Source organism: Xenorhabdus sp. TS4, assembly GCF_014467265.1.
GTDB classification, from domain to species: domain Bacteria; phylum Pseudomonadota; class Gammaproteobacteria; order Enterobacterales; family Enterobacteriaceae; genus Xenorhabdus; species Xenorhabdus ehlersii.
Genome location: NZ_NKHQ01000080.1, coordinates 35,186 through 60,670, shown reverse-complemented (window position 1 = coordinate 60,670; position 25,485 = coordinate 35,186). Strand labels below are relative to the sequence as shown.

The window sequence follows — 25,485 nt, the reverse complement described above, 5'->3', positions numbered from 1 at the left end:
CTTATGGCTGATACAGATATTCGTGTTGCTATCGTGGGCGCTGGCGGGCGCATGGGACGCCACCTCATTCAGGCTATCCAGTTGTTGGATGGTGTTACGCTTGGTGCAGCATTAGAGCGTTCCGGCTCATCATTGGTGGGAATCGATGCGGGAGAGCTGGCTGGGATTGGTAAAAACGGCGTGATGATTAATGATGACCTGCATCAGGTCATTGAACACTTTGATGTACTGGTCGATTTTACTCGCCCTGAAGGCACATTGGCCTACCTCTCCATTTGTCGGCAATATCGCAAATCAATGGTCATCGGCACAACAGGTTTTGATGATGCCGGTAAACAAGCTATTGCAGAAGCCTCCCGTGAGATCTCCATTGTTTTTGCTGCGAATTTTAGTGTCGGTGTCAATCTGGTATTAAAATTGCTGGAAAAAGCTGCCGCAGTGATGGGGGAATATACTGACATCGAGATTATTGAAGCCCACCATCGCCATAAGGTAGATGCTCCATCAGGAACAGCATTGGCAATGGGGGAATCCATCGCCAGTGCATTAGGCCGCGATCTCAAAACCAGCGCAGTTTATGCCCGTGAAGGCCATACAGGAGAACGCGATCCTAAAAGCATTGGATTTGCCACCATCCGAGCAGGTGATATTGTGGGAGAGCATACTGCGATCTTTGCCGATATCGGTGAACGTGTAGAGATAAGCCACAAGGCTTCAAGCCGCATGACCTTTGCTAATGGCGCAATTAAGGCAGCCATATGGTTAACAGGAAAAAACAGTGGACTTTATAATATGAAAGATGTACTAAATCTTGATAAAATTTAATTTTAAAATATTATAACATTATGTTTTTACGCAATTATTTAAAAAATAATTGCGTAAAAATGATATATAGACAATCTATGATAAAATACCCCAATTAATGACTATTTATGTAATAATATTTAGTCTTTTTGTGGTCTTTTTCTCATAAACACGAAAAAAACCACATATTTTTTCTGTTCTTAAGTTTTCTCCCACCATAATCGTTTATCTGCTCACCCTTTCCTTATACTTTTCAGCTATATTTATTCAAACTCAAACCGGGAGTTGTAAAAAAGCCAATAAAAATGCCATTTTTTGTAGACAACCCCCCTTCTCATCATTAGAATGCGCGCAATTTGCCAAAATTTTGACAAAAATCATGATTGGCATTGATTTTAAGGACTAATTCTGAATTAATATGCATTGGATGCGACTGATTATTCATTTTTGGAGGGCGTTTTGATTAAGTCAGCTATATTGGTTCTGGAAGATGGAACCCAATTTCACGGTCGCGCCATTGGTGCAGAAGGTGTGGCTGTTGGAGAAGTGGTCTTCAATACCTCAATGACCGGATATCAAGAAATACTTACCGACCCTTCCTATTCCCGCCAAATTGTTACTCTTACTTATCCCCATATTGGTAATGTCGGCATCAATGCCGCTGATGAAGAATCCCCCGCCATTCAAGCCCAAGGCTTAGTTATTCGTGATTTACCCTTAGTGACCAGTAACTTCCGCAGCGAAGAAAACCTGTCTGATTACCTGAAACGTCATAATATCGTCGCCATCGCGGATATCGATACACGCAAACTGACCCGACTATTAAGAGAAAAAGGGGCACAGAACGGCTGTATCATTGCAGGTAATGATGCAGATGCTCAGATTGCACTGGAAAAAGCAAAAGCATTTCCTGGCCTGAAAGGCATGGATTTGGCAAAAGAAGTCACGACAGCACAATCTTACCAATGGGTACAAGGAAGCTGGACATTAGCGGATGGGCTACCCGAAGCTCGCAAAGAGCAAGAATTGCCTTACCATATTGTGGCCTATGATTTTGGGGTGAAGCGCAATATCCTGCGTATGCTGGTCGATCGCGGCTGCCGCGTTACCGTTGTACCGGCAAAAACTCCCGCCGACGAAGTACTGAAAATGGCACCGGATGGCATTTTCCTGTCCAATGGACCTGGTGATCCAGAGCCATGCGACTATGCTATCGAAGCAATCAAAACCTTCCTGAATACCGAAATCCCTGTATTTGGCATCTGTTTAGGACACCAGTTGCTGGCACTGGCCAGCGGCGCAAAAACGGTGAAAATGAAGTTTGGTCATCATGGTGGCAACCATCCGGTCAAAGATCTGGATCGCAATGTTGTCATGATCACGGCACAGAACCACGGTTTTGCTGTTGATGAAAGTTCACTGCCAGCCAATCTGCGTGTAACACATAAGTCACTTTTTGATGGCACATTGCAAGGCATTCATCGTACTGACAAGCCAGCATTCAGTTTTCAGGGGCACCCAGAAGCTAGCCCAGGCCCACATGAAGCCGCTTCACTGTTCGATCATTTTATCGAGTTAATTGAGCAATATCGCCTGACAAACGTTCAGAACACCAAATAATCAGGAGAAGAAAAAAATGGCAAAACGTACTGATATTAAAAGTATCCTGATCTTAGGTGCTGGCCCCATTGTTATCGGCCAGGCTTGTGAATTTGACTACTCCGGCGCACAGGCTTGTAAGGCGCTGAGAGAAGAAGGTTATCGCGTCATTCTGGTAAACTCGAACCCAGCAACAATAATGACCGATCCTGAAATGGCTGATGCAACTTATATCGAGCCGATCCAGTGGGAAGTAGTACGCAAAATCATTGAAAAAGAGCGCCCGGATGCCATCCTGCCAACAATGGGTGGGCAAACGGCACTAAACTGTGCATTGGAACTGGAGCGTCAGGGCGTACTGAAAGAATTTAGCGTCACCATGATTGGGGCGACCGCTGATGCCATCGATAAAGCAGAAGATCGCCAGCGTTTTGACAAGGCGATGAAGAAAATTGGCTTAGACACCGCTCGTTCTGGCATTGCCCACACGATGGAAGAAGCGCTGGCGGTAGCTGAAGAAGTGGGTTTCCCTTGCATTATCCGCCCCTCTTTTACCATGGGTGGAAGCGGGGGCGGTATCGCTTACAACCGTGAAGAGTTCGAAGAAATCTGCGAACGCGGCTTAGACCTTTCCCCAACTAATGAATTGCTGATCGATGAATCCCTGATTGGCTGGAAAGAGTATGAAATGGAAGTGGTGCGGGATAAAAACGATAACTGCATTATCGTCTGTTCCATTGAAAACTTCGATCCAATGGGCATCCATACTGGTGACTCCATCACCGTAGCACCAGCACAGACACTGACCGACAAAGAATACCAAATCATGCGTAACGCTTCGATGGCGGTATTGCGTGAAATTGGTGTCGAAACCGGTGGTTCAAACGTTCAGTTTGCAGTGAACCCGAAAAATGGCCGCCTGATCGTCATTGAAATGAATCCACGAGTCTCTCGTTCATCAGCATTGGCTTCCAAGGCAACAGGTTTCCCAATCGCGAAAATCGCCGCAAAACTGGCGGTCGGTTATACCCTTGATGAATTGATGAACGACATCACGGGCGGACTCACCCCTGCGTCTTTCGAACCTTCCATCGATTATGTTGTGACGAAAATTCCTCGCTTCAACTTTGAGAAATTTGCCGGCAGCAATGACCGCCTCACCACTCAGATGAAATCTGTTGGTGAAGTGATGGCAATTGGCCGTACTTTCCAAGAGTCCATGCAGAAAGCCCTGCGTGGTCTGGAAGTTGGCGCGACCGGATTTGATGCTAAAGTCAATCTGGATGATCCACAATCCCTGACTAAAATCCGTAGTGAATTGAAAGATGCAGGTGCTGAGCGTATTTGGTATATCGCTGATGCTTTCCGCGCTGGTATGTCCGTTGATGGACTCTTCAACCTGACCAATATCGACCGCTGGTTCTTGGTACAAATTGAAGAGTTGATTCGTCTGGAAGAACAAGTTGCAGAACAAGGTATTAACGGCCTGACCCTTGATTTCTTGCGCCATCTTAAACGCAAAGGTTTTGCGGATGCGCGTCTGGCGAAACTGGTGGGAGTCTCTGGTAAAGAGATCCGTAAGCTACGCTATGACTACAACTTATACCCCGTTTATAAGCGTGTTGACACCTGTGCGGCAGAATTTGCTACCGATACTGCTTACATGTACTCCACATACGAAGACGAATGTGAAGCCAACCCGAACAACGACAAACCGAAAATCATGGTATTAGGCGGAGGCCCGAACCGCATCGGGCAAGGCATTGAGTTCGATTATTGCTGCGTACATGCTGCTCTGGCTCTGCGTGAAGATGGTTTTGAGACCATCATGGTGAACTGTAACCCAGAAACCGTTTCTACCGATTATGACACTTCCGATCGTCTTTATTTTGAACCTGTTACACTGGAAGACGTGCTGGAAATCGTGCGTGTTGAACAGCCAAAAGGCGTTATTGTCCAGTATGGCGGCCAGACACCACTGAAACTGGCTCGTGAACTGGAAGCAGCCGGTGTACCCATTATTGGCACCAGCCCTGATGCCATTGACCGGGCAGAAGACCGTGAACGTTTCCAGCAAGCCGTTAATCGTCTTGGCCTGAAACAACCAGCCAATGCCACAGTATCCACTATCGAGCAGGCGGTTGAAAAAGGTAATGAGATTGGTTATCCGCTGGTCGTTCGTCCATCGTATGTGCTGGGTGGGCGTGCAATGGAAATTGTATACGACGAGTCAGACTTGCGCCGTTACTTCCAGACTGCGGTCAGCGTATCCAACGATGCGCCAGTCCTGCTGGATCGCTTCCTTGATGATGCTGTTGAAGTTGATGTGGATGCTATCTGTGATGGTGAACGTGTCCTGATTGGCGGCATTATGGAACATATTGAGCAAGCGGGTGTTCACTCCGGTGACTCAGCCTGTTCTCTGCCTGCTTATACCTTGAGCAAAGAAATTCAGGATGTTATGCGCCAGCAAGTTGAAAAACTGGCCTTTGAACTGCGTGTCCGCGGCCTGATGAACGTCCAGTTTGCGGTGAAAGACAACGAAGTTTACCTGATTGAAGTGAACCCACGTGCAGCACGTACCGTCCCATTTGTTTCCAAGGCAACGGGTATGCCGCTGGCAAAAATAGCGGCACGTGTGATGGCAGGCCAGTCTCTGCTTGAGCAAGGTACAATGGAAGAGATCATTCCACCTTACTACTCCGTAAAAGAAGTGGTACTGCCATTCAATAAATTCCCAGGCGTTGACCCAATTCTGGGACCAGAAATGCGTTCTACCGGTGAAGTAATGGGGGTTGGCCGGACCTTTGCCGAAGCCTTTTCAAAAGCAATGTTAGGCAGTAATTCCACCATGCGCAAAAAAGGCCGGGCACTACTGTCTGTACGCGAAGGTGATAAAGAGCGCGTTGTTGATTTAGCCGCTAAATTACTTAAACATGGCTTTGAACTGGATGCAACGCACGGTACAGCGATTGTATTGGGTGAAGCAGGGATCAACCCACGTTTGGTGAACAAAGTTCATGAAGGACGCCCGCATATTCAGGACAGGATCAAAAATGGTGAATACGACTATATTGTTAATACCACTGCGGGTCGCCAAGCAATTGAAGATTCAAAACTGCTGCGCCGCAGCGCACTGCAATATAAAGTGCACTATGACACAACTCTGAATGGTGGCTTTGCAACCACTATGGCACTTAGCGCTGATCCTACTGAGCAGGTTATTTCTGTACAAGAAATGCATGCTAAAATTGCTAAATAAAATAACCCTACCATAAGATACCGCCATTTTTGGCGGTAAAAAAACAAAGCCATTCCTGAATTGGAATGGCTGCTATCAATATAAATAAGCTCGTGTTACAAACCCAATATTGTTTCTGCTACACAGGTATATTGATTATTCATATGAACCTTAGGGGGAGTAAAACAATCCTCTAAAAACCAGTTTGCGGGCGTTTCCAGGGCAATAGAAATAGCGACCAAATGCTCCAGACTGATTTTATTGGTTCCGCGTTCATAACGTGACAATTGCTGATGACTAACTCCAATTTTGTCTGCCAGCTCTGCTGCTGTCACTCCAATTTCTTTTCTTTTCATTTGGATTCTTTTTCCTACCAGCATACTGACTTGCATAATATCTTTACTCTCAATTTATAAATAAGTTAAATAAACTATTGCGGTACCTTCATATTTTCCGGCTTTCGGTGGTGTTAGTGTGTGCAATACTGACGTCAGTGTGAAAGGCGTGGCAACATTCTTCCCATCAGTAGTGACATTCACTCCATTTGCTGCATTTATTTTATTAATCTGTAACGTCGAATATATTTGCTTATCGGAATCGAGATAGATTTTTGTTTCATTATTAGTTGATTTGGCATGCAACATAATCTTGTTACTATAAACAGCACATTTAAATGTACCGTCAATTGTGCGGGTCGCATTATTCACTTCTGTAGCGGTTAATTCCCCATAAGCAATTTCAGAAGGTAAATGGATTTCACAACTTTGATTTGGAGGTGGCATTTTGTTGCAAGTGGAATTGGGAAATTGTTGAGCCTGACCGTATCCCGGATCTATCTTTGTTGTATAAAACAAACCGATACAATCCGCCTCTGTGGTCATGATGGTAAATGTTACCTGTTTAGGAATGCCAAATTTGTGTTTATAGGCTCGCATAACGTCGGCAGTTGTCCGGTATTTATTTGCATCATTCAAACATACCCTCGCCCCTCTACAGGAGCCGTACATTCCCGGTTGATGCCCATTCTTATACTTCACATCTGGGCCAACATAGCATTCGGTATTTCCGTAGCAAGGATTTGGTATCCCTTCTTCCTCTGTCCATGCAACGATTTCCATGGTCGTAATAGCTTGATTACCTGAGGGAAGCGTATTCACCGGCATAACATAAGCCCCGCCATAAACATGCGTGGTACTGACCAAAAATAACAAGGCTGCTAGCTTCAACAACGATTTTTTAACATGGCACATAACTTATTTTCCAATAACATCAAACTCTGACTCAAGATCGTGGATGAAAAACCAGTCAGCATGACTAGTCGTAATTAACTTCAAAAGTTGCGACAGCAGTAAATGGACCAAAACCAATCTTTTTCTCTTGAATAGCACGGGGGGCTGCTTGTATGTATGCTCGGAATGGAATCACATTCTCTTTTTTATTAGCTAATAACGGGAATTCACTGGTTTTATTAAACGGCATCGGCGTACCATCAATTTTTTCCATACCAATGGCAACTCCGCGAATGCGGCCATTAGATCTAATTGCCAACAGCCCCGGTAACTCTTCGCTTGGCTCTCCTAAGAATTTGATTTTTAGTCGCTTTATCATTTGAGGATCACAATCCTCTAAATACAGATAAAATAGCTCGCCCTTTGTACGATGTTTCAGATAAAGATCACTGTTAAGAATATTTCCAAAATCCACTTCTATGTTTTGATCTTCTGTCTTAATCGAACAAGTAGGAGCAAGTACAGTTAGCGTAATTCTGACATCCTGACGCAGATTATCTTGTGCATAGGCACTTTGCTGACTACCAATGCCGAAAAGAAACAGCATTGGCAATACATATCTGGATAATCTGATACTTAACGGATTCATGATTATTTACCCTACATTTATCCAACTAATTACCGAAAAAACGCATCATATTTCGGCTAATTCTGTGTTGATGCCCAGTCAACACCTTGATTGATGGAACATCATCGATACAACTTAATCAGTTTCCATCAGTAACAACTTTTGTCACTGCGCAGGGATTGCCACTACAGTTGAATGTTAACTGTGGACGTCCACCATAATCATTGACATAGGTCAGTACTGGCGTATTGCCTAATGAGTTAGCGCTTCCTCCAAGTTTTTCACTGCTTCTGGGTGCCAACATAAGAGGCTCAAACCCCTCGACACTTTTACCGTTCACCTTATTCGATGCTTCTGAAATAGTGATGTAATAAGGTGTTGGGTTATTCACCACATATTGATTGCCTTCGCGGGTTAAGGTGAGTTTTTCCTGCCAGGGATTATCAAGATCAATACGGCGTGCAATCACGGCTTCCGGGCGATAGAACAGCTTGACACGTGTCTGCAAGGCGATTTGCAGCACGTTTGGTTTTTCACTGCGTGGTGGAATTTCACGTAAGTTGAAATAGAACAAACTTTCCCGATCTTGTGGCAATTGGGCTATCGCTGGCAGTGTTTGAATTTTGACTTGGCTCTTCGCTCCAGCTTCAACACGCTGTACTGGCGGGACCACGACAATCGGGCCATTTATCTTATTTCCCTTATCATCTTCAATCCATGCCTGTGCCAGATAAGGCAAATCAAGATGCTGATTTTCAATGTTCAAGCTGACGGATTTCATATTTCCATTAAAAATTACGCGAGTGCGATCTAACGCTATCGCCGCTGTTGCCTGATGAATTGGCATCAAACAACTTACCGTCATAGCGGTTATCATTAGAATATTTTTCAGTTTCATAGTGTCATTTGCTCAAGCTCAAAAGAGATTCATGTTTATATTTGCTGCACTAACTAATCGCCATATTTTTCAAATCAAATAAACATAATACTCTATTAAATAAAGATTTTTCAGATCGTTTCATTACAATTTACTTATCATCACCTGTTAAAAACTGGCAAGGTAGCAAAAGTGAAGTTAAAGGCTCTGAGGTCATTTCATCTGGCACTGTAATCTCGCACTGAACTTGTCCATCCCAATGCACTTGCAGCTTTTCACCCTGATTTATTCCGCTCAGATAAGCATATCCATCATCACTGACAATTCCGATTTCACGCTGGGCAGAATTCAAGACAGAAGCACCAAAAGGTGGAAATGATCCGTCAGATAACCGGATAATTGTCATTGCTTTAATTCCTGATATCACTTGGAATTTACGATAACCAATTGCGCCTTCCGTTAATGTTGCTTGCTGAACAGAACGCAGTGCTTCTACATCATCAGGTAAGTTATCTAAGTCAATATTTGCCCTGTTGCGATAGTAGTTATTCACATCGGCCAACACAGCTTTACCAAAGTAGTTGGTATACACCGCTGAACCAAATCCCCGAATAGGCACATTGCTAACCCCTTCTGTATCTACCATCAAGCGCGTCGCGCCAGGCATATTAGTACGGTGCAGTGCAGCCCCTTTTGCCGTTACAGTCACCCCACCTTGCAGGCCAAGGGCTGCCGTAGTATTGCCACCATCCCGATAACTGGCACTGGCAGTGAGCAACGTCTGGTCACCATAATGGTTGTAATAACCGTCAACTGATGCCCTGCCATCGATACTCGTACCCATTGAAACACGATAGTTATTGCGATCATCAATACGATCAAAATAACCCACTGTATGAGCATTGCCCTGACGATTGACCAATCCGTTGTAGCTGACAGTGCCACTTTCTCCCCACGGAATGGAAAGATTCAGATACATGCCATCATCTTTTTTATTGTCAAAATTGTTACGATAGGCTGACAGATTGACGCTGATATTTTTATAACGCCCAATATCAAAATACTTGGATAAGGAAATGTTATAGCGATCGTTTGTTGGCCGATTCCAGTAAGTTTGATGGCTATAGTTAAGGTAGGCACTTAAACCAATATCTATAAATTGTTTGTTGAAGGTAATGGTATACATCTCTTTACCGCTATTAGAAGAAACGTTGCGATAGCGGCGATCGATATACTGCCCCATATTCATGAAATTGCGCTCAGAGAAACGATATCCGGCAAACGTCACCTGACTGTTATATTGATCAAAACGTTTCGAATAACTGAAACGATAAGATCCACCGGTAAGAGTTTTGTTTTCTCCCGGTAATCTTGCCCTTGATTCCGTCACATCAAACGACAGTGCACCAAACATCATCAAGTCGCGGCCGATCCCCAGTGACAGGGCGTTATAATCTCCCGCGGCTAAGAGACCACCATACAGTGACCAACCGTTGTTAATTCCCCACGAGAATTCACCCAGGCCGAACGCAGGCCCTTCACGACGGTGCTTATCATTCGTGGATTGACCACCAACAAATTTATACTGTACTCGTCCGGGGCGGGTCAGATAAGGGATCGTCGCAGTATTAACCTGAAACTCTTGCACACCACCATCTTGCTCTTCGACTCTGACATCCAGCGTTCCTACCACCGCATCACTAAGATCCTGAATCCGGAATGGGCCAGAAGCGACCTGAGTTTCATACAGCACTCTTCCCTGTTGCCTCACTGTCACCTTGGCATTAGTCCGTGCTACACCCGTGACTTCAGGCGCATATCCACGTAAATTCGGGGGCAACATATTTTCATCAGTCACTAGACTGACCCCCGTATAACGGAAACTATCGAAAATGCTGGAATTGAGGTAATCCTCCCCCAATGTCAATTTCGCTTCCAGGCGAGGGATCGCACGATACATGTAGTAACGGCTCCAGTCCCAATCGCGTTCTCTCCCACCAGAAGAGCCTAATTTATCGCCACTTTGGTTTTTGAAACGGTTATATCTGGCCTGCCAATCAGCCCGAAAACGCCACTCCCCTACATTCATGCCCGCTGTTCCGATAGCACTTATTTGTTGGTTACTACTCCCGTGAACAGGTTTAGAGGTTTGTGCGTTAACGTTATAATCAAACAGTAACCCAGGTATCCCATTATCCCAACGGGCAGGGGGGTCCCAGTCTGGTAAGTCATATTCCAGGTAAATTTTAGGTATGATTAAATAAAGCGTATAAGTAGCGAGATCACCTCTGGCTGACGTACCTGGCAACGTATTGAGATCAAGACATTTACCTTCATTCTGCCAACCTAATTTTTCTACCCACTGTTGTTTCAGGGCGATTTGTTTCACCAATTCAGGAGATATACAGGCTTCACTACCCGTTGGATCATCAGGCGGTGCAATGAAATCGATAGAATAGGTATCCGAGAGTTCATGCTGATTCATCCGAACACTCATCATATAGTTACCCGGCATGATGTACCCTGCACGGGCAAATTTATCCAAATCAATATTGGCACGTTCATTGACATCCAGTGCACCAATATTGAATTCAATTGATGGTCTGGAATGAGTAACCTGAATGCCAGACAACGCAAACAGTATAAGAGCAAAAAGAGGATTAATTCCGAATAGTAGGTGTTCTGTTTTTATTTTATTAGCTATTCTTTTTTGATTAATCACATTATTTCTATTACTGTTTGTCTTTTTATTACTGATTATTTTTCTATTATTAGATAAAAAATCATGATTCATAGAATCTGAAAACAAAGCCATAGCATCCTCTGAACAATGAATCGTTAATCATCCAGTTTGAAATTAGCCGCTGTCAGACATGATCCTGTCTGTAAGCGCACAGGAGTTCTTACCTCATACATGGCGTCATTAAAGTTCATCGATCTAAATTGAGGACCCTGACCGATACTGGGATTGCAGAGATAGCCACATGTCCTGCCTAGCCGTAATATGTTACGTTCTCTGTTTATGCTTCACTGATTAAATAAATAAAAAAGGGTATTTCAATTTACTGCTACAGGGATCATTTCGTTAATGACATAATCTGCTTACTCAAGCATGAATAATATTGATTTACATCAATAAAACAGATCTTGTTACAGAATATTGTAGTCATACCTTACTTACACGTTATATCCCAGAAATACCCTAAATATATTATCAGGAAAGTCAAGATTAACAATTAAAGTGAATTTCCTGATATTCAAGCATTAAAAAATATCAGATAGCTTGCAATATTATAGGTAGCTTAAAGTAAAGTTTGCGATAGCAGTGAAATCACCTGGTACGACTTTCACAGTATTTCCACCTTCCTCTCCAGCCTGACCTGCCTGACTTGTCAGACCTTTCAGATGTGCTGCGAAATTCAGATCGTTGTTGCCATCATGTAGAGACATTGCGTCTGATTCTGTCCCCAAAGGAATCACTTTGTTACCGTGGTTAGTGATTGCGATTGCTGCACCTTGTGCTGTACCTTCGATAGCCAGTAAACCTTTCTCACTCGCTTCTGGGCCAGTAAAGGTGGTTTTCACGCTTTTTTGAGTCTCAGTCGTACAACCTTCTAATTCAATTTTAAAAGCCTTAGAAGCTGAACGACCGCCCTTGTCCAGAACCTGACTAGAAACAGCGCCCAGATCAACTTCGACATTAGTGTGTTTGATTGAGCAAGGCGCATCAATGATAGAACCTCTGAATTTAACTGTACCACTACCTTGGTTAGTCGCACTTGCAGCGCCAGCAGCTAAAGCCACACCAAAACCTAAAACCATTGCCAATTTGTTAAGTTTCATAATTTAACTTATTCCTTTAATCAAAAAGTAGATATTCATAACCAAAGGGAAGCCGAAGCGCAGAAATTAATTTCTGACACTTAGGCAAATGATTATTTAGTTTTTTGACAAAAATCATAACCAGTCAAAATAAACCAAACCGGCAATATCATTGTACATAATAAATCTTAAGTCAAATTTCAGCCGATAAGTCTGCTTATGATCCTTAACATCATATGAAATATGATTTTTTGCAAAAAAGTACGCATAATGAGTAGTGTATTTTACTAATTATTTTTCAATTTTGGGTTATTCCCCTAAGTTATATCGAACAATGTTTAGTAATTTAGCATCTTAATTGGCGTTGTTTTATTGCTCTGTTTTATCTTCCTGAAAGACATGTGCATTTTATTATCCCGTTATAACCATAACATTTGGTTTTTATTGTCATGATTATCGGGAACGTCAATATAAAATCAGTACATTTATCCAGAAAACATAATTATCAAGCTAATTGTTAATTGAAAATATCACTTAAAAAAATCGTCCAAATATTGTTAAGCTTATTATTTTTCATTCGTTTTCCAGTCAAATTAGAAGAAAAGAAATACCTATTAAATAAATAGCTAAAAACTATTCTCAATAATAGATATCAATTGGCATGTAATTTATAAAAAAAACCCTTTCCAATAATGGAAAGGGCCTGTAATTCTTTAATGAAAGACTAAAACTATTTACACTTTTTTAATTGTCACCCATCAGGATGGATTCAAGCGCAATCTCAATCATGTCATTAAATGTATTTTGCCGCTCTTCAGCAGTGGTTTGTTCACCAGTACGGATATGGTCAGACACAGTACAAATCGCCAACGCTTTTGCACCAAATTCAGCAGCAACACCGTAAATACCCGCAGCTTCCATTTCAACACCTAAGATGCCGTATTTTTCCATTACATCGAACATTTGAGGATCTGGCGTATAAAACAGATCCACAGAGAAGATATTACCGACACGCGCGTTGATATTCTTCGCCTTCGCTGCATCCACTGCATTACGAACCAGATCAAAGTCAGCAATAGCGGCGAAGTCGTGATCTTTAAAACGCATGCGGTTTACTTTGGAATCAGTACATGCACCCATACCGATCACAACATCACGGATTTTAACGTCTTTGCTGACTGCACCGCAGGAACCGATACGGATGATTTTTTTAACACCAAATTCAGTGATCAGCTCTTTGGCATAGATAGAGCAAGATGGGATACCCATTCCATGGCCCATAACAGAGATGCGGCGACCTTTGTAAGTACCGGTGAAACCCAGCATACCGCGAACATTGTTAACCTGACGAGCATCTTCCAAGAAAGTTTCTGCAATGTATTTTGCACGCAGTGGGTCTCCAGGCATCAAAACAACATCAGCAAAATCGCCCATCTCAGCATTAATATGTGGGGTGGCCATAAATTTATTTCCTTGTTTTTATTACATATCAAAATAGATGAAAATGGGGAGACCCTGAGATCTCCTCCAAAAATTAAAACATCGGTTTACCGTAATCCATTGGCGTCAGATCGAAGTATTTAGCTACTGTCTGACCCATGTCGGCGAACGTTTCACGATGTCCTAATGAACCTGGTTTAACTTTAGGTCCGTAAACCAGAACTGGGACATGTTCACGGGTATGATCTGTTCCCGCCCAAGTTGGGTCACAACCATGGTCAGCGGTCAAGATCAGAATGTCATCTTCTTTAACCAATTTCAGCATTTCTGGCAAACGACGGTCAAACAACTCCAGCGCTGCTGCGTAACCGGCGACATCACGGCGGTGGCCATAAGAAGAGTCAAAATCAACAAAGTTGGTAAATACGATAGTGTTATCCCCCGCCTGCTCCATTTCAATCAGCGAAGCATCAAACAGGGCATCAATGCCTGTCGCCTTGACCTTTTTGGTGATCCCTACATTCGCGTAGATATCTGCAATTTTGCCAATGGAAACCACTTCTCCCTGCTTTTCATCAACCAGTTTTTTCAGGACAGTTGGGGCTGGTGGCTCAACGGCCAAATCATGACGGTTGCCAGTACGCTGAAAATTCCCGGCTTTATCCCCCACAAATGGACGGGCAATAACGCGACCAATGTTATATTCGCCAATATTCAACTCTTCACGAGCGATTTCACACAGCTCATACAGACGATCCAGGCCAAATGTCTCTTCATGGCAAGCAATCTGGAAAACAGAATCCGCAGAAGTATAGAAAATCGGTTTACCGGTTTTCATGTGCTCTTCACCCAACTTGTCCAGAATAACGGTACCGGAAGAGTGACAGTTACCCAGATAACCAGGCAGATTTGCACGTTCGACCAGTTTATCCAGCAATTCCTGTGGAAAGCTGTTTTCTTCATCACGGAAATAACCCCAGTCAAACAGAACCGGAACGCCGGCAATTTCCCAATGTCCTGACGGCGTGTCTTTACCAGAAGAAAGCTCACTCGCGTAACCATAAGCGCCAATAATTTCGGCATCTTTATCCAGACCAATCGGGAACGTTCCGCAAGACTCTTCTGCTGCCTTACCCAATCCCAGACGGCTCAGGTTTGGCAAATGTAGTGGTCCCTTACGGCCAATATCAGCCTCACCACGGGCACAGCGTTCTGCTATATGACCCAAAGTATTAGATCCCTTGTCACCAAACTTTTCAGCATCAGCAGTTGCACCGATACCAAAGGAATCCAATACCATGATGAATGTACGTTTCATAATTTTCTCCTGCGTCAATTCACGCTATCAATGCGGAAACTGCCAGCTATTAAAATCAATTTCAATGCTTGTATGGTTTATCCACGGATATAACGATAAACCATCGGTGTAGTGGCTTGTGTCTCGCTTTCCTTAAAAACAAGAGCCTTACGTACTGCTTCTGCGGCTTCATGCCAGTCATGCTCACTGCTAGCATGAATCATTGCCAAAGGAGTATCCGCATTCACGTTTGTGCCTAGCGCAATGATATCACTGAGCCCCACACTGTAATTAATAGGATCTGTCGCCTTACGACGTCCTCCACCCAATGCAACAACAGACATTCCTAAGACACGGGTATCCATTTCTGCAACAATGCAATTTTTTCCCGCTAACATCTGTTCAGCTAACACCTCTCCAGCCAATACTGGCTTGACAAAGTCCGCAGTCGGGAGGTAACGAGTGTAATTTTCAACAAAATCAATAGGCCCTTTCTGCGCTGCCACCATGCGACCAAATGTTTCCGCCGCCCTGCCACTGTCCAATGCTGCTTGTAACTTATGATATGCATCGTCACGATCAATAGCCAAATTACCTGACACCAGCATTTCAGCAGACAATGCCATGGTGACTTCAAGTAACCGGGGGTTACGATATTCCCCCGTCAGGAATTGGACAGCTTCACGCACTTCCAAAGCATTACCCGCGCTGGATGCCAAAACTTGATTCATATCCGTCAATAGTGCCGTGGTCTTACATCCCGCACCATTGGCGACTTCAACGATGGCTTCGGCCAGCCGTTCCGATTGTTCGTAGGTCGGCATAAATGCCCCAGAACCCACTTTCACATCCATGACTAAAGCATCCAGCCCTTCGGCTAATTTTTTACCCAAGATAGAGGCGGTAATCAAAGGGATAGAATCAACGGTCGCCGTAATATCGCGCGTCGCATAAAAGCGTTTATCCGCAGGTGCCAGCGAATTTGTCTGTCCGATAATGGCAATACCTACATTGCGAATAATATCGCGGAAACGGCACCTATCAGGGAAAATGTCAAAACCGGGAATGGATTCTAATTTATCCAGTGTTCCTCCGGTATGTCCCAAGCCACGTCCCGATATCATCGGCACATATCCCCCACAAGCCGCCACCATTGGGCCAAGCATCAGGGAAGTGACATCCCCCACACCGCCCGTCGAGTGTTTATCGACAATCGGGCCAGGTAAATTCAATTTCTTCCAGTCTAAAACCGTACCAGAATCACGCATCGCTAATGTCAGTGCGACACGTTCATCCATCGTCATGTCATGGAAATAGATAGTCATTGCCAGTGCAGCAATCTGCCCTTCGGAAACCGTATTATCGCGGACGCCGTTAATAAAGAAGCGGATTTCTTCTTCATTCAATGGATGACCATCACGTTTTTTGCGGATAATTTCCTGTGCCAAAAACAAAGCTACCTCCCAATCATTATTATCTGAAAAGAATGGCAGTAATACACACTATTTTATCGTGTGTGCAATGAGTCATTATTGATCTCAATAACCACTACTCTGTTTTTGACTCTGGTGTCCAAGAGTAGTCAACAAACTGTCCAACAAACTGGAAGCACCGAAACGGAAATGACGGGAATCAACCCATTTGTTTCCCATAATACGTTCTGCCAACGCCAGATATTGTGCCGCTTCTTCGCTAGTACGTACACCGCCTGCCGGTTTAAAACCAACGCTATCACCTACGCCCATCTCACGGATCACACCCAGCATAATTTCAGCACTTTCCAGCGTCGCATTAACAGGAACCTTACCGGTTGAAGTTTTGATGAAATCCGCTCCAGCTTTAACGGAAATTTCAGATGCCTTGCGAATCAAAGTCGCTTCTTTTAATTCCCCCGTTTCAATGATGACTTTTAGCCAGACGCCTGATTCAGCACAGGCCGTTTTACAGGCTGTTACCAAGTCAAAACCAATCTGCTCATTACCGGCCATCAAGGCGCGATAAGGAAAAACAACATCCACTTCATCAGCACCATAAGCTATGGCAGCACGAGTTTCAGCCAATGCAATGTCGATATCATCATTACCATGTGGGAAGTTAGTCACCGTGGCAATACGAATATCAGGGGTTCCCTGTTCGCGTAATACTTTACGTGCCCAAGGGATAAAACGTGGGTAGATACAGATAGCTGCCGTCTGTCCGGCAGGGCTGTTTGCCTGACGACAAAGTGCTGCCACTTTTTCATCTGTATCATCATCATTAAGTGTAGTTAAATCCATCAAACTCAGCGCCTGCTGAGCGGCGGCAGTTAAATCGGTCATAAAACTCTCCAACGGTATTATTATCGTCACTGAATCAGACAACAGACTTAAAACAAATGCAGGTGAGAAATCTCACCTGCATTCAATTTGATATAGACTTCCTGCGTCTTACAACGAGAGGAAGAATCCGGCAATTGTTGCACTCATCAAGTTAGAGAGTGAACCCGCCAATACGGCTTTCAAACCGTAACGGGCAATATCACCACGACGGTTTGGTGCCATACCACCTAAGCCGCCCAGAAGGATCGCAACAGAAGACAAGTTAGCGAAACCACACAGAGCAAAAGAGATAATAGCTTTAGTATGACCAGAAAGCACTTGCAGACCCGCAGCCTGGACGACATCATCTGCTTGCAGGTATTCACTAAAGCTCATAAATGCCACGAATTCATTAACAACTAATTTCTGCCCGATGAAAGAACCCGCAATTGTTGCCTCATTCCACGGAATACCGATCAGGTAGGCGATTGGTGCAAAAACCCAACCCAAAATCAATTCCATTGATAATTGAGGATAATCAAACCAGCCGCCAATACCGCCTAAGATACCGTTCAGCAAAGCAATCAATGCGGTGAACGCCAACAGCATGGCACCGACATTCAAAGCTAACTGCATACCGGATGCTGCACCCGATGCCGCAGCATCAATAATATTTGCAGGACGATCTTCCGCCGCAACCAACGACATCGCATCATCAGTATCGCGAGTTTTTTCTGTTTCCGGCACCAGCAATTTTGCAAACAGCAAACCACCTGGTGCTGCCATAAATGAGGCCGCAATCAGGTATTCCAATGGAACACCCATAGATGCATAGCCCGCCAGTACAGAGCCGGCAACAGAAGCCAATCCACCACACATCACAGCGAACAATTCAGACTGGGTCATGGTCGAAATGTACGGACGTACAACCAAAGGAGCTTCGGTTTGACCTACGAAAATATTCGCCGTTGCAGACAAAGATTCAGTCCGTGAGGTTCCCAATAATTTCTGCAATCCACCACCCAATATTTTGATGATGAGCTGCATAATGCCCATGTAATACAACACCGCAATGAGAGATGAGAAGAAAACAATGACTGGCAGGACACGCAGAGCAAAAACAAAACCGCCGCCGCCGAACAATTCAAACATTTTGTCGGACACCAGGCCGCCAAAAATAAAATCTGTTCCTTTTTGTCCGTATCCAATCACATTGGAAACACCTGAGGATATTGCCTCCAAAATGTCTTTACCGGCTGGTACGTACAGTACAAATGCCCCAACGGCAACCTGAATCAGAAAGGCGCCCAGGACAGTGCGGATTTTAATGGCTCGATAATTACTGGAAAAGAGTACCGCGATAAAAATCAGCACTACCATCCCGACCAGGCTCATAAGGAGTTGCATTGGAAGAATCCCTGTTCACTAAAAAATAATAAGAAAATATGTCAGTTATTCCATAAGATTCTACTGACATTGTGTGTGGGCCGATTATACCTAGGACTAAAAAAGAACAAGCAACTAACATCACAAATTAATGTCGCAAAAAGCAATATAAAAATGAAAAATGAGATATACATCACATAAATCCATCTAATTTCGGTGAGATTAGATAATTTAACGGAGGAAAAGGTGAAAAACAGGATAAACAGGCAAGAAATACAAGTTAAGCATTATTAATATGTTATAAGTCAACTCAATGCAAATAGGGCCATACTATTTTGGTAAATTTGATTGGCAATTTCATCTGACGGCTCTCGCCGCAACTCACACAATGCAGAGAAAACCTGTGCAACTCTCTCTGGTCGATTTGGCTGCCCCTGAAACCCAGATAACGGCATATCAGGTGCATCTGTTTCCAATACCAAAGATGACAGGGGCAATTGTGAAATGGTGTTACGTGTTTTTTGCGCTCTGTCATAGGTAATTGTCCCCCCGACACCAATGTAAAACCCCTGGCGAATAAAGACTTGAGCCTGGGATAAACTCCCCGCAAAACCATGAATAACCCCTGCTCGTGGTAACTTGTGTTTTCTCAAGATTGCCGCCAATTGATCATGGCTTTTTCTGGAATGGAGGATCACAGGTAGCTCATATTGTTTCGCGAGTTTTAGCTGTGCTTCTAACATGCTTTTCTGCTTTTCAAACTGCGGCTCTGGCATATAAAGGTCAAGACCGATTTCACCTACCGCCACGCATTTGGCCTCTTTTTCCTGTAGTTTTTGCTCCAACTCATCCAAATGAACCTCTTGGTGTTCAGCAATATAGAGTGGATGTAAACCAAATGCGGCATAAATCGGAGAATAAGCCTCAGCCAACGCAGAAACTCTCTGGAAATTTGTTTGACTTATTGTGGGAACGATAATTTTTTCCACGCCCATTTGTCTGGCTTGTTGCAGGCTCGCTATTTCATCACCAACAAAAGGAGGGAAATCAAAATGGCAATGTGTATCAATAAGCATTTAGTCCAACTTATCCATCATCAGAGTTCCTGACGGCTCCACCACCTCAGGCACAGGGGGTTCCACTGGCGGGCAGTGATTGCCGCTGTTCAGGAAATGGTTTCGCCGAAAACAGTTGCGATCAGAACTTAACCCTGTACGGCATACCCCATAACTCTTACGTTCTGTATACCCAAATTTTCCTTCAACAAAAGTATGCCCAATCGTTGCCAGAAAATATCGTCCACAACGCCGGCCTAAATGATAATCCTGATTTAGCGCACTGAGCCGACTGCCTAAAGCCATTGTTGCCAATGGTGCTGGTGGATAAATTTCGAAGATTTGCACATCATCCGGTGGATTTTCGATAAATTTCTGGGTTCGACGGTAACTTTGTGCATGAAGGTTAAGCATCTTGACCATTTTTTGCAAACTACTAACCTCTAACCAGCGCTCCATGCGCTTGAACCACTGAGGCGTATAGTAAAGCTGTGAAGGCACTGTGCGAATCACAACGATAGTATCCGCTCCTCGGCGATAGGCCTCCTGCACTGGGATCGCATCACAAATACCACCATCTTGATAAACCACATCACCCAGAGTAACGCCATTACGATAAAACCCCGGAATGGCACTTGAGGCCTTGACAATATCCATCCAGTTTTTGTCATCTGGATGCAGGTAACTTGGCTCAAAATTGTCCGATCGGCAAGCACACATATAGAATTCACGTCCAGAATCAAACTGACGCATTGCGACAGAAAGATTGAGTGGTAACTGCTCAGATAGGGTATCAACATACCAATCTAAATCGATCAAATGCCCGCCGCGTACAAAGCGCAATGGATTAAAAAAGGCGGGGTCGGTTGTATAACGGTTGATGACCTTGCGTGCATACCCCCTCTGACCACAAATATAAGCAGAAAGGTTTTGCGCTCCCGCAGATGTCCCAAGGAACAGTTCAAACGGATTAAAACCAAGACGGAGAAATTCATCCAAAACACCGGCGGTAAAAATACCTCGCTGACCACCACCTTCACAAACGAGAGCAATTTTCCCAGGTTTAATCTGTGATTTATAAGCTAAAGGTTCAATATTACCCAATGTTATTGAAATATGTTTCCCCACTCTTCTCTCCCTCTGAAAGCCGCTGAATATCTATCAGTATATCGTTGCTCGAACAACTTGCTTGTAACATTTTTATAAAAAGTGAAAAACAAAGCATCAATAGTTAAATTGATACGAGTGATATGAAAATAGCAAGTTATCGGAATGCCGCCAACGAATAACATTCCTATGAATAATTTCGTAAATTGACAAGATATTATTTGAGGAAAAGAAGCAGAAGGAGTGGCTATTATCAGCCACTCTATTCACAATGTCTGTTATTTTTTCAGATTAAAATTATTTCTTAATCTCTATCGTGCTTTTTACTGCTTTGACACCTTTTATTCCATGAACAATCTTAGCTATTTTCGCTGCTTGATGTTTGTTTTTGACAAAACCGGCAAGATGGACAACACCTTTTTCCGTTTTCACCGAAATGTCATGACTATTTATGCCCTTATGTTCCAGCAATTTTTCCTTCACTTTTGCTGTGATGGCACTATCGTCTAAATAAGCATCTGCTTTTTGTAAGGAGTTATCAATTTTTTTCCCTGCGCTGTCTAGAGATTTATCGATTTGCTGCCCTGTATTCTCGAACGTTTTTCCCACAGAAAGATCCGCTGCCAGAGCACTACTACTAGCCAATACCGAGCCTAGAACAACAGCCAGTAGTGAATGTGTAAACTTGATATTTTTCATCCTACCACCTTTTTAACTTCAGCTTGAACGACCACTAAGGCAGTATGTCAATTAGACAATAATGATAAAATCAGATTTACAAAAAATAACGTATATTTTCATTAATCCAGAGAATTATTCTTCTATTGTCATTAAAAGCAGAATATAAAGATAAGATAAAGAATAAGGGCCAACAGGATAGCTGGCCCTGAAAAGATATTAATGTTCCCGTGTTTTACGGAAGGAAACCTCAGGATAGCGCTCACTGGTCAAGTTTAAATTGACCATGGTTGGTGCAATGTAAGTTAAGTTATCACCACCATCAAGAGCCAGATTCTGCTCATTTTTGCGCTTGAACTCTTCCAATTTCTTCGCATCGCTGCACTCTACCCAGCGGGCCGTAGAAACGTTAACCGGTTCATACAGCGCTTCAACGTTGTATTCGCTCTTCAAACGGGCAACAACTACGTCGAACTGCAGCACACCTACCGCCCCGACGATCAGATCGTTATTGGATAGCGGACGGAATACCTGCACAGCACCTTCTTCTGATAATTGCACCAGACCTTTCAGCAATTGTTTCTGCTTCAACGGGTCGCGCAAGCGAATCCGGCGGAACAATTCAGGTGCAAAGTTAGGGATGCCGGTAAACTTCAGCTCTTCACCTTGAGTGAAGGTATCGCCAATCTGAATAGTGCCATGATTGTGCAGACCGATAATGTCCCCCGGATAAGCGTGCTCGACATGAGAACGATCCCCTGCCATAAAGGTCAGTGCATCAGAAATGACAACATCTTTCTTAATGCGAACCTGGCGCAGTTTCATGCCTTTTTCATATTTACCGGAAACAACCCGCAAAAATGCCACACGGTCACGGTGTTTCGGGTCCATATTCGCCTGAATTTTGAAAACAAAACCGGTGAATTTCTCTTCGCTGGCAGGCACTTCACGTGCATCAGCCTGACGCGGCATTGGGGTTGGAGCCCATTTAACCAGGCCATCCAGCATATGATCAACACCAAAGTTACCCAATGCAGTACCGAAGAAGACCGGTGTTAATTCTCCCTGTAAAAAGGCTTCCTGATCAAATTCATGGGACGCACCTTTGACGAGTTCCAGCTCTTCGCGCAATTGGTTCGCCAAATCTTCACCCACTGCCACATCCAGCTCAGGGTTGTCCACTCCTTTGATAACACGAACTTCCTGAATGGTATGCCCTTGTCCTGATTGGTACAGGTAAGTTTCATCAAGATAGAGGTGATAAACGCCTTTAAAGTATTTACCACAGCCGATTGGCCATGTGATTGGGCTACAGGCAATATTCAGCTCATTTTCCACTTCATCCATGAGCTCCATTGGATCACGAATATCACGGTCGAGCTTGTTCATGAATGTCAGGATCGGTGTATCACGCAGGCGAGTCACTTCCATCAACTTACGGGTGCGATCCTCAACCCCTTTCGCGGCATCAATGACCATCAAACAGCAGTCAACGGCTGTCAAAGTGCGGTAAGTATCTTCCGAAAAGTCTTCGTGCCCTGGGGTATCCAGTAAGTTAACCAAACAGTCAGCATAGGGAAACTGCATCACGGAAGTGGTAATGGAAATACCACGCTGTTTTTCCATCTCCATCCAGTCTGATTTTGCGTGTTGGTTGGAGCCGCGGCCTTTTACCGTTCCCGCTTTCTGGATCGCCTGTCCGAACAGTAATACTTTTTCGGTAATGGTTGTTTTACCCGCATCCGGGTGAGAAATTATTGCAAAAGTGCGCCGTTTCGCGACTTCCTGCTGAAATGGGGAATTTGACATCAATTAGAATCTTCTGGTTCGTAGGCGGATTGATATCACTTGGAAAGCGCCTCAATCCGTCGTGTTAGTCGTGATTGGCGCTTATTTTCGCTGAACTTGGATTTATAAACAATCAGTGATTTTGCGACTTATTATCCAAATCGACTTCAAACAACGGCAATGCCATAATAATGGCATCTTCCTTACCTGCCGCAGTCGGGTAATAATTCTTGCGGATGGAAACCTCATTGAAACCCATCTCTTCGTATAAACGAATGGCAGCCTGGTTAGAGCGTCGGACTTCAAGCCACAATGTATTGATCTGTTTTTCAGGTAATATGTTGATAAGATGCTCCAGCAATGCCCTGCCATATCCCCGTGATTGATATTCAGGATGAATAGCGATATTAAATAGTGTTGCTTCATCCATGACATACTGTGTTATCGCAAAACCGATAATCTGGTCATTCTGCGATATCTTATAGTTGAGATAACGTTCCCCCTGATTGGAGTAAAAGGTTTTTTCACTCCACGGAAACGCATGACTGGCCTGTTCTATTTGAAATGCTGCGGGAAGATCAACGGGAGTTAATAGAGAAATATTCTTCATAATGGTAAATTTGTTGCCAAAGAGCGCGTTTTGCATTCCCATCAAGAGATAAATCATTTAATGCCGGGCTTCTCAAAGAAATCCCTTGTACTGGTAAGGTAATATCAACCCCCAGCAGCCAGCTTGGGCAGTGGATTGATTCCGAAAGTAGCTCAACATCTTTTGTCGTGATGCAATATACCGATGAGGCATCGATCCCCATGGCTGTAAAAATATCAGCAAACAATGAATGACTTAAGTCAATGTGATCATGGCTAATGATCAATAGACGGGTTGAATCAGGGATGAGGACAGATAATTCACCTTGCAAAGCCATTGGGCTACGCAAAACCCATTGGGTGATCCCCAACCGGGAGAGTAATCTGTCACGCTTTGTCATCGTGTTTTATTCCATCTGCCATAAAAAATAACAGGTAATATATTATCAGAGGGCTTAGCTCTGCGCCAACCAGCTTGTCAGCACTGCCCGCTGATATTGATATTCAGATAAAGATTTATAAGGAGCTATACATAGATGTCAGTATTAACCCCGGCCAGCGAAGTTATCCTGCGCCATCATGAGCAATTTCGCTCCCATCATCTGCTTTTTGCCGGTGATCTTCAGGATAACCTGGCAACGGAAATCGAAGCTGCAAGTGTGCGTGTGCATACTAACCAATATCACCACTGGCAATCCCTGATCCGCCAGCTTGGTGACAATGCCTGGTTTGGCCTCGTAGCGGACAGCGCATTTATCGGAGGATGTGATACGCTGATTTATTACTGGCCAAAAAGCAAACAGGAAGCGCGTTTTCAACTACGCAATCTATTTTCTATCCTGCCATCCGGTACTGATATCTTTATTGTGGGTGAAAACCGTAGTGGTGTACGCAGTATTGATAAGTTAATGGAAGGCATCGCTACTTTCCGCAAAATTGATACAGCACGCCGTTGCAGCCTGTTTTACGGTCAATTGAAAAACCAGGTTCAGTTTGACCAAAACAATTGGTGGAACAGTTATCAGGTGGGAGATGTCACCGTCAATACGCTGCCCGGCGTATTTAGCCAGGATGATTTGGATATCGGCAGTCGTCTGCTACTTTCTACTTTCGATGCTCCTATCTCTGGCAGTCTGTTGGATTTGGCTTGTGGTGCCGGAGTACTGGCTACCGTATTGGGTAAAAAGAACCCCGACTTGTCCCTGACATTGAGTGATGTCAATGCTGCCGCTATCGTATCGAGTAAGGCGACCCTGCAAGCCAATAAACTGAAAGGCAATGTAGTCACAAGTAATGTGTATTCTGCCATTGAAGAAAAATTTGACTGGATCATTTCTAATCCCCCCTTCCATGATGGCATAAAAACCAACCTGGTGGCGGCTGAAGATATGATCCGCATGGCACCCAATTATCTAAAATCCGGCGGTAAATTGCGGATCGTTGCAAACGCTTTCTTACCTTATCCTGATCTGCTAGATAATGCCTTTGGCCACCATGAAGTTATTGCGCAAACAGGTAAATTCAAAGTATACCAAGCGACTAAGAAATAATTGGAGCAGCAAACGCAATTCCTGTGTTGCCTGCCTCAACTTAACGGGCAGGCAATTTCTATTTTCTGGCATTTCATTTCTGCCCTTGCCAAACATATC

The 25,485-nt window shown here is 43.9% G+C and carries 21 protein-coding genes; 4 read left to right on the top strand and 17 right to left on the bottom strand.

What is annotated here, in order from left to right; genetic code table 11:
- Positions 1–3 precede the first annotated feature (3 nt).
- From dapB to carB, 3 genes are all read left to right on the top strand, one after another.
- The gene (dapB, locus tag Xets_RS16820) at positions 4–825 is read left to right on the top strand and encodes a 4-hydroxy-tetrahydrodipicolinate reductase (protein WP_099132747.1); all 822 of its coding nucleotides are present in this window, start codon (positions 4–6) and stop codon (positions 823–825) included.
- Positions 826–1,263: 438 nt separating this feature from the next.
- Positions 1,264–2,424: a glutamine-hydrolyzing carbamoyl-phosphate synthase small subunit gene (gene carA, locus Xets_RS16815; protein ID WP_099132748.1), complete on the top strand. Its 1,161-nt coding sequence runs from the start codon at positions 1,264–1,266 to the stop codon at positions 2,422–2,424.
- A gap of 16 nt (positions 2,425–2,440) precedes the next feature.
- Positions 2,441–5,665, top strand: a complete 3,225-nt coding sequence (gene carB, locus Xets_RS16810; RefSeq protein ID WP_187652166.1) for a carbamoyl-phosphate synthase large subunit — start codon at positions 2,441–2,443, stop codon at positions 5,663–5,665.
- 95 nt (positions 5,666–5,760) lie between these two features.
- Here the strand turns inward: carB and Xets_RS16805 are convergent, their stop codons facing one another.
- The 17 genes from Xets_RS16805 to Xets_RS16725 form a co-directional block, all read right to left on the bottom strand.
- Positions 5,761–6,024 carry a helix-turn-helix transcriptional regulator gene (locus Xets_RS16805; RefSeq protein ID WP_317618135.1) on the bottom strand — a complete coding sequence of 88 codons (264 nt, stop codon included), beginning with the start codon at positions 6,022–6,024 and terminating at the stop codon, positions 5,761–5,763.
- A 30-nt stretch (positions 6,025–6,054) separates the two neighbouring features.
- Positions 6,055–6,894 (bottom strand): pilus assembly protein, encoded by an 840-nt coding sequence (locus Xets_RS16800; RefSeq protein WP_099132751.1) that lies wholly within the window; start codon positions 6,892–6,894, stop codon positions 6,055–6,057.
- Positions 6,895–6,958: 64 nt separating this feature from the next.
- A complete protein-coding gene (locus Xets_RS16795; RefSeq protein WP_099132752.1) occupies positions 6,959–7,522 on the bottom strand; it encodes a fimbrial protein in 564 nt (187 codons plus the stop codon).
- Positions 7,523–7,640: 118 nt separating this feature from the next.
- Entirely contained in the window at positions 7,641–8,399 is a 759-nt protein-coding gene (locus Xets_RS16790) for a fimbria/pilus periplasmic chaperone (protein ID WP_099132753.1), read from the bottom strand.
- Positions 8,400–8,529: 130 nt separating this feature from the next.
- Positions 8,530–11,172 (bottom strand): outer membrane usher protein, encoded by a 2,643-nt coding sequence (locus Xets_RS16785; RefSeq protein WP_099132796.1) that lies wholly within the window; start codon positions 11,170–11,172, stop codon positions 8,530–8,532.
- A 497-nt stretch (positions 11,173–11,669) separates the two neighbouring features.
- On the bottom strand, positions 11,670–12,221 hold the full coding sequence (locus Xets_RS16780; protein WP_099132754.1) for a fimbrial protein: 552 nt from the start codon (positions 12,219–12,221) through the stop codon (positions 11,670–11,672).
- A 723-nt stretch (positions 12,222–12,944) separates the two neighbouring features.
- Positions 12,945–13,661 carry a purine-nucleoside phosphorylase gene (gene deoD, locus Xets_RS16775; RefSeq protein WP_099132755.1) on the bottom strand — a complete coding sequence of 239 codons (717 nt, stop codon included), beginning with the start codon at positions 13,659–13,661 and terminating at the stop codon, positions 12,945–12,947.
- A gap of 73 nt (positions 13,662–13,734) precedes the next feature.
- Positions 13,735–14,958 (bottom strand): phosphopentomutase, encoded by a 1,224-nt coding sequence (gene deoB / locus Xets_RS16770; RefSeq protein WP_187652164.1) that lies wholly within the window; start codon positions 14,956–14,958, stop codon positions 13,735–13,737.
- A 77-nt stretch (positions 14,959–15,035) separates the two neighbouring features.
- Positions 15,036–16,391, bottom strand: a complete 1,356-nt coding sequence (gene deoA, locus Xets_RS16765; protein WP_187652163.1) for a thymidine phosphorylase — start codon at positions 16,389–16,391, stop codon at positions 15,036–15,038.
- 84 nt (positions 16,392–16,475) lie between these two features.
- On the bottom strand, positions 16,476–17,255 hold the full coding sequence (gene deoC, locus Xets_RS16760; RefSeq protein WP_187652162.1) for a deoxyribose-phosphate aldolase: 780 nt from the start codon (positions 17,253–17,255) through the stop codon (positions 16,476–16,478).
- 108 nt (positions 17,256–17,363) lie between these two features.
- Entirely contained in the window at positions 17,364–18,629 is a 1,266-nt protein-coding gene (locus Xets_RS16755) for a NupC/NupG family nucleoside CNT transporter (protein WP_187652202.1), read from the bottom strand.
- A 296-nt stretch (positions 18,630–18,925) separates the two neighbouring features.
- Entirely contained in the window at positions 18,926–19,696 is a 771-nt protein-coding gene (locus Xets_RS16750) for a TatD family hydrolase (protein WP_099132760.1), read from the bottom strand.
- Complete coding sequence (locus Xets_RS16745) at positions 19,697–20,803, bottom strand: DUF6363 domain-containing protein (protein ID WP_187652161.1); 1,107 nt, start codon at positions 20,801–20,803, stop codon at positions 19,697–19,699.
- Between the two features lie 276 nt (positions 20,804–21,079).
- Positions 21,080–21,481 carry a BON domain-containing protein gene (locus Xets_RS16740; RefSeq protein ID WP_187652160.1) on the bottom strand — a complete coding sequence of 134 codons (402 nt, stop codon included), beginning with the start codon at positions 21,479–21,481 and terminating at the stop codon, positions 21,080–21,082.
- Between the two features lie 198 nt (positions 21,482–21,679).
- The gene (gene prfC, locus Xets_RS16735; protein ID WP_187652159.1) at positions 21,680–23,269 is read right to left on the bottom strand and encodes a peptide chain release factor 3; all 1,590 of its coding nucleotides are present in this window, start codon (positions 23,267–23,269) and stop codon (positions 21,680–21,682) included.
- Positions 23,270–23,381: 112 nt separating this feature from the next.
- On the bottom strand, positions 23,382–23,858 hold the full coding sequence (rimI, locus tag Xets_RS16730) for a ribosomal protein S18-alanine N-acetyltransferase (RefSeq protein ID WP_187652158.1): 477 nt from the start codon (positions 23,856–23,858) through the stop codon (positions 23,382–23,384).
- The gene (locus tag Xets_RS16725) at positions 23,827–24,237 is read right to left on the bottom strand and encodes a DNA polymerase III subunit psi (protein ID WP_099133173.1); all 411 of its coding nucleotides are present in this window, start codon (positions 24,235–24,237) and stop codon (positions 23,827–23,829) included. The genes rimI and Xets_RS16725 overlap by 32 nt, the downstream gene beginning before the upstream one ends.
- 135 nt (positions 24,238–24,372) lie before the next feature.
- Between Xets_RS16725 and rsmC the strand changes: the two genes are divergently transcribed.
- Positions 24,373–25,386, top strand: a complete 1,014-nt coding sequence (rsmC, locus tag Xets_RS16720) for a 16S rRNA (guanine(1207)-N(2))-methyltransferase RsmC (RefSeq protein ID WP_099133172.1) — start codon at positions 24,373–24,375, stop codon at positions 25,384–25,386.
- The last annotated feature ends 99 nt before the right edge of the window (positions 25,387–25,485 follow it).

Coding starts and splice junctions, on each gene's coding strand:
- Xets_RS16805 (WP_317618135.1), bottom strand. CDS start 6,024: ATGCTGGTAGGAAAAAGAATCCAAATGAAAAGAAAAGAAATTGGAGTG.
- rimI (WP_187652158.1), bottom strand. CDS start 23,858: ATGAAGAATATTTCTCTATTAACTCCCGTTGATCTTCCCGCAGCATTT.
- Xets_RS16795 (WP_099132752.1), bottom strand. CDS start 7,522: ATGAATCCGTTAAGTATCAGATTATCCAGATATGTATTGCCAATGCTG.
- Xets_RS16755 (WP_187652202.1), bottom strand. CDS start 18,629: ATGAGCCTGGTCGGGATGGTAGTGCTGATTTTTATCGCGGTACTCTTT.
- dapB (WP_099132747.1), top strand. CDS start 4: ATGGCTGATACAGATATTCGTGTTGCTATCGTGGGCGCTGGCGGGCGC.
- Xets_RS16780 (WP_099132754.1), bottom strand. CDS start 12,221: ATGAAACTTAACAAATTGGCAATGGTTTTAGGTTTTGGTGTGGCTTTA.
- Xets_RS16725 (WP_099133173.1), bottom strand. CDS start 24,237: ATGACAAAGCGTGACAGATTACTCTCCCGGTTGGGGATCACCCAATGG.
- Xets_RS16750 (WP_099132760.1), bottom strand. CDS start 19,696: ATGCTTATTGATACACATTGCCATTTTGATTTCCCTCCTTTTGTTGGT.
- Xets_RS16740 (WP_187652160.1), bottom strand. CDS start 21,481: ATGAAAAATATCAAGTTTACACATTCACTACTGGCTGTTGTTCTAGGC.
- Xets_RS16800 (WP_099132751.1), bottom strand. CDS start 6,894: ATGTGCCATGTTAAAAAATCGTTGTTGAAGCTAGCAGCCTTGTTATTT.
- deoB (WP_187652164.1), bottom strand. CDS start 14,958: ATGAAACGTACATTCATCATGGTATTGGATTCCTTTGGTATCGGTGCA.
- Xets_RS16785 (WP_099132796.1), bottom strand. CDS start 11,172: ATGAATCATGATTTTTTATCTAATAATAGAAAAATAATCAGTAATAAA.
- carB (WP_187652166.1), top strand. CDS start 2,441: ATGGCAAAACGTACTGATATTAAAAGTATCCTGATCTTAGGTGCTGGC.
- deoC (WP_187652162.1), bottom strand. CDS start 17,255: ATGACCGATTTAACTGCCGCCGCTCAGCAGGCGCTGAGTTTGATGGAT.
- Xets_RS16790 (WP_099132753.1), bottom strand. CDS start 8,399: ATGAAACTGAAAAATATTCTAATGATAACCGCTATGACGGTAAGTTGT.
- prfC (WP_187652159.1), bottom strand. CDS start 23,269: ATGTCAAATTCCCCATTTCAGCAGGAAGTCGCGAAACGGCGCACTTTT.
- deoD (WP_099132755.1), bottom strand. CDS start 13,661: ATGGCCACCCCACATATTAATGCTGAGATGGGCGATTTTGCTGATGTT.
- rsmC (WP_099133172.1), top strand. CDS start 24,373: ATGTCAGTATTAACCCCGGCCAGCGAAGTTATCCTGCGCCATCATGAG.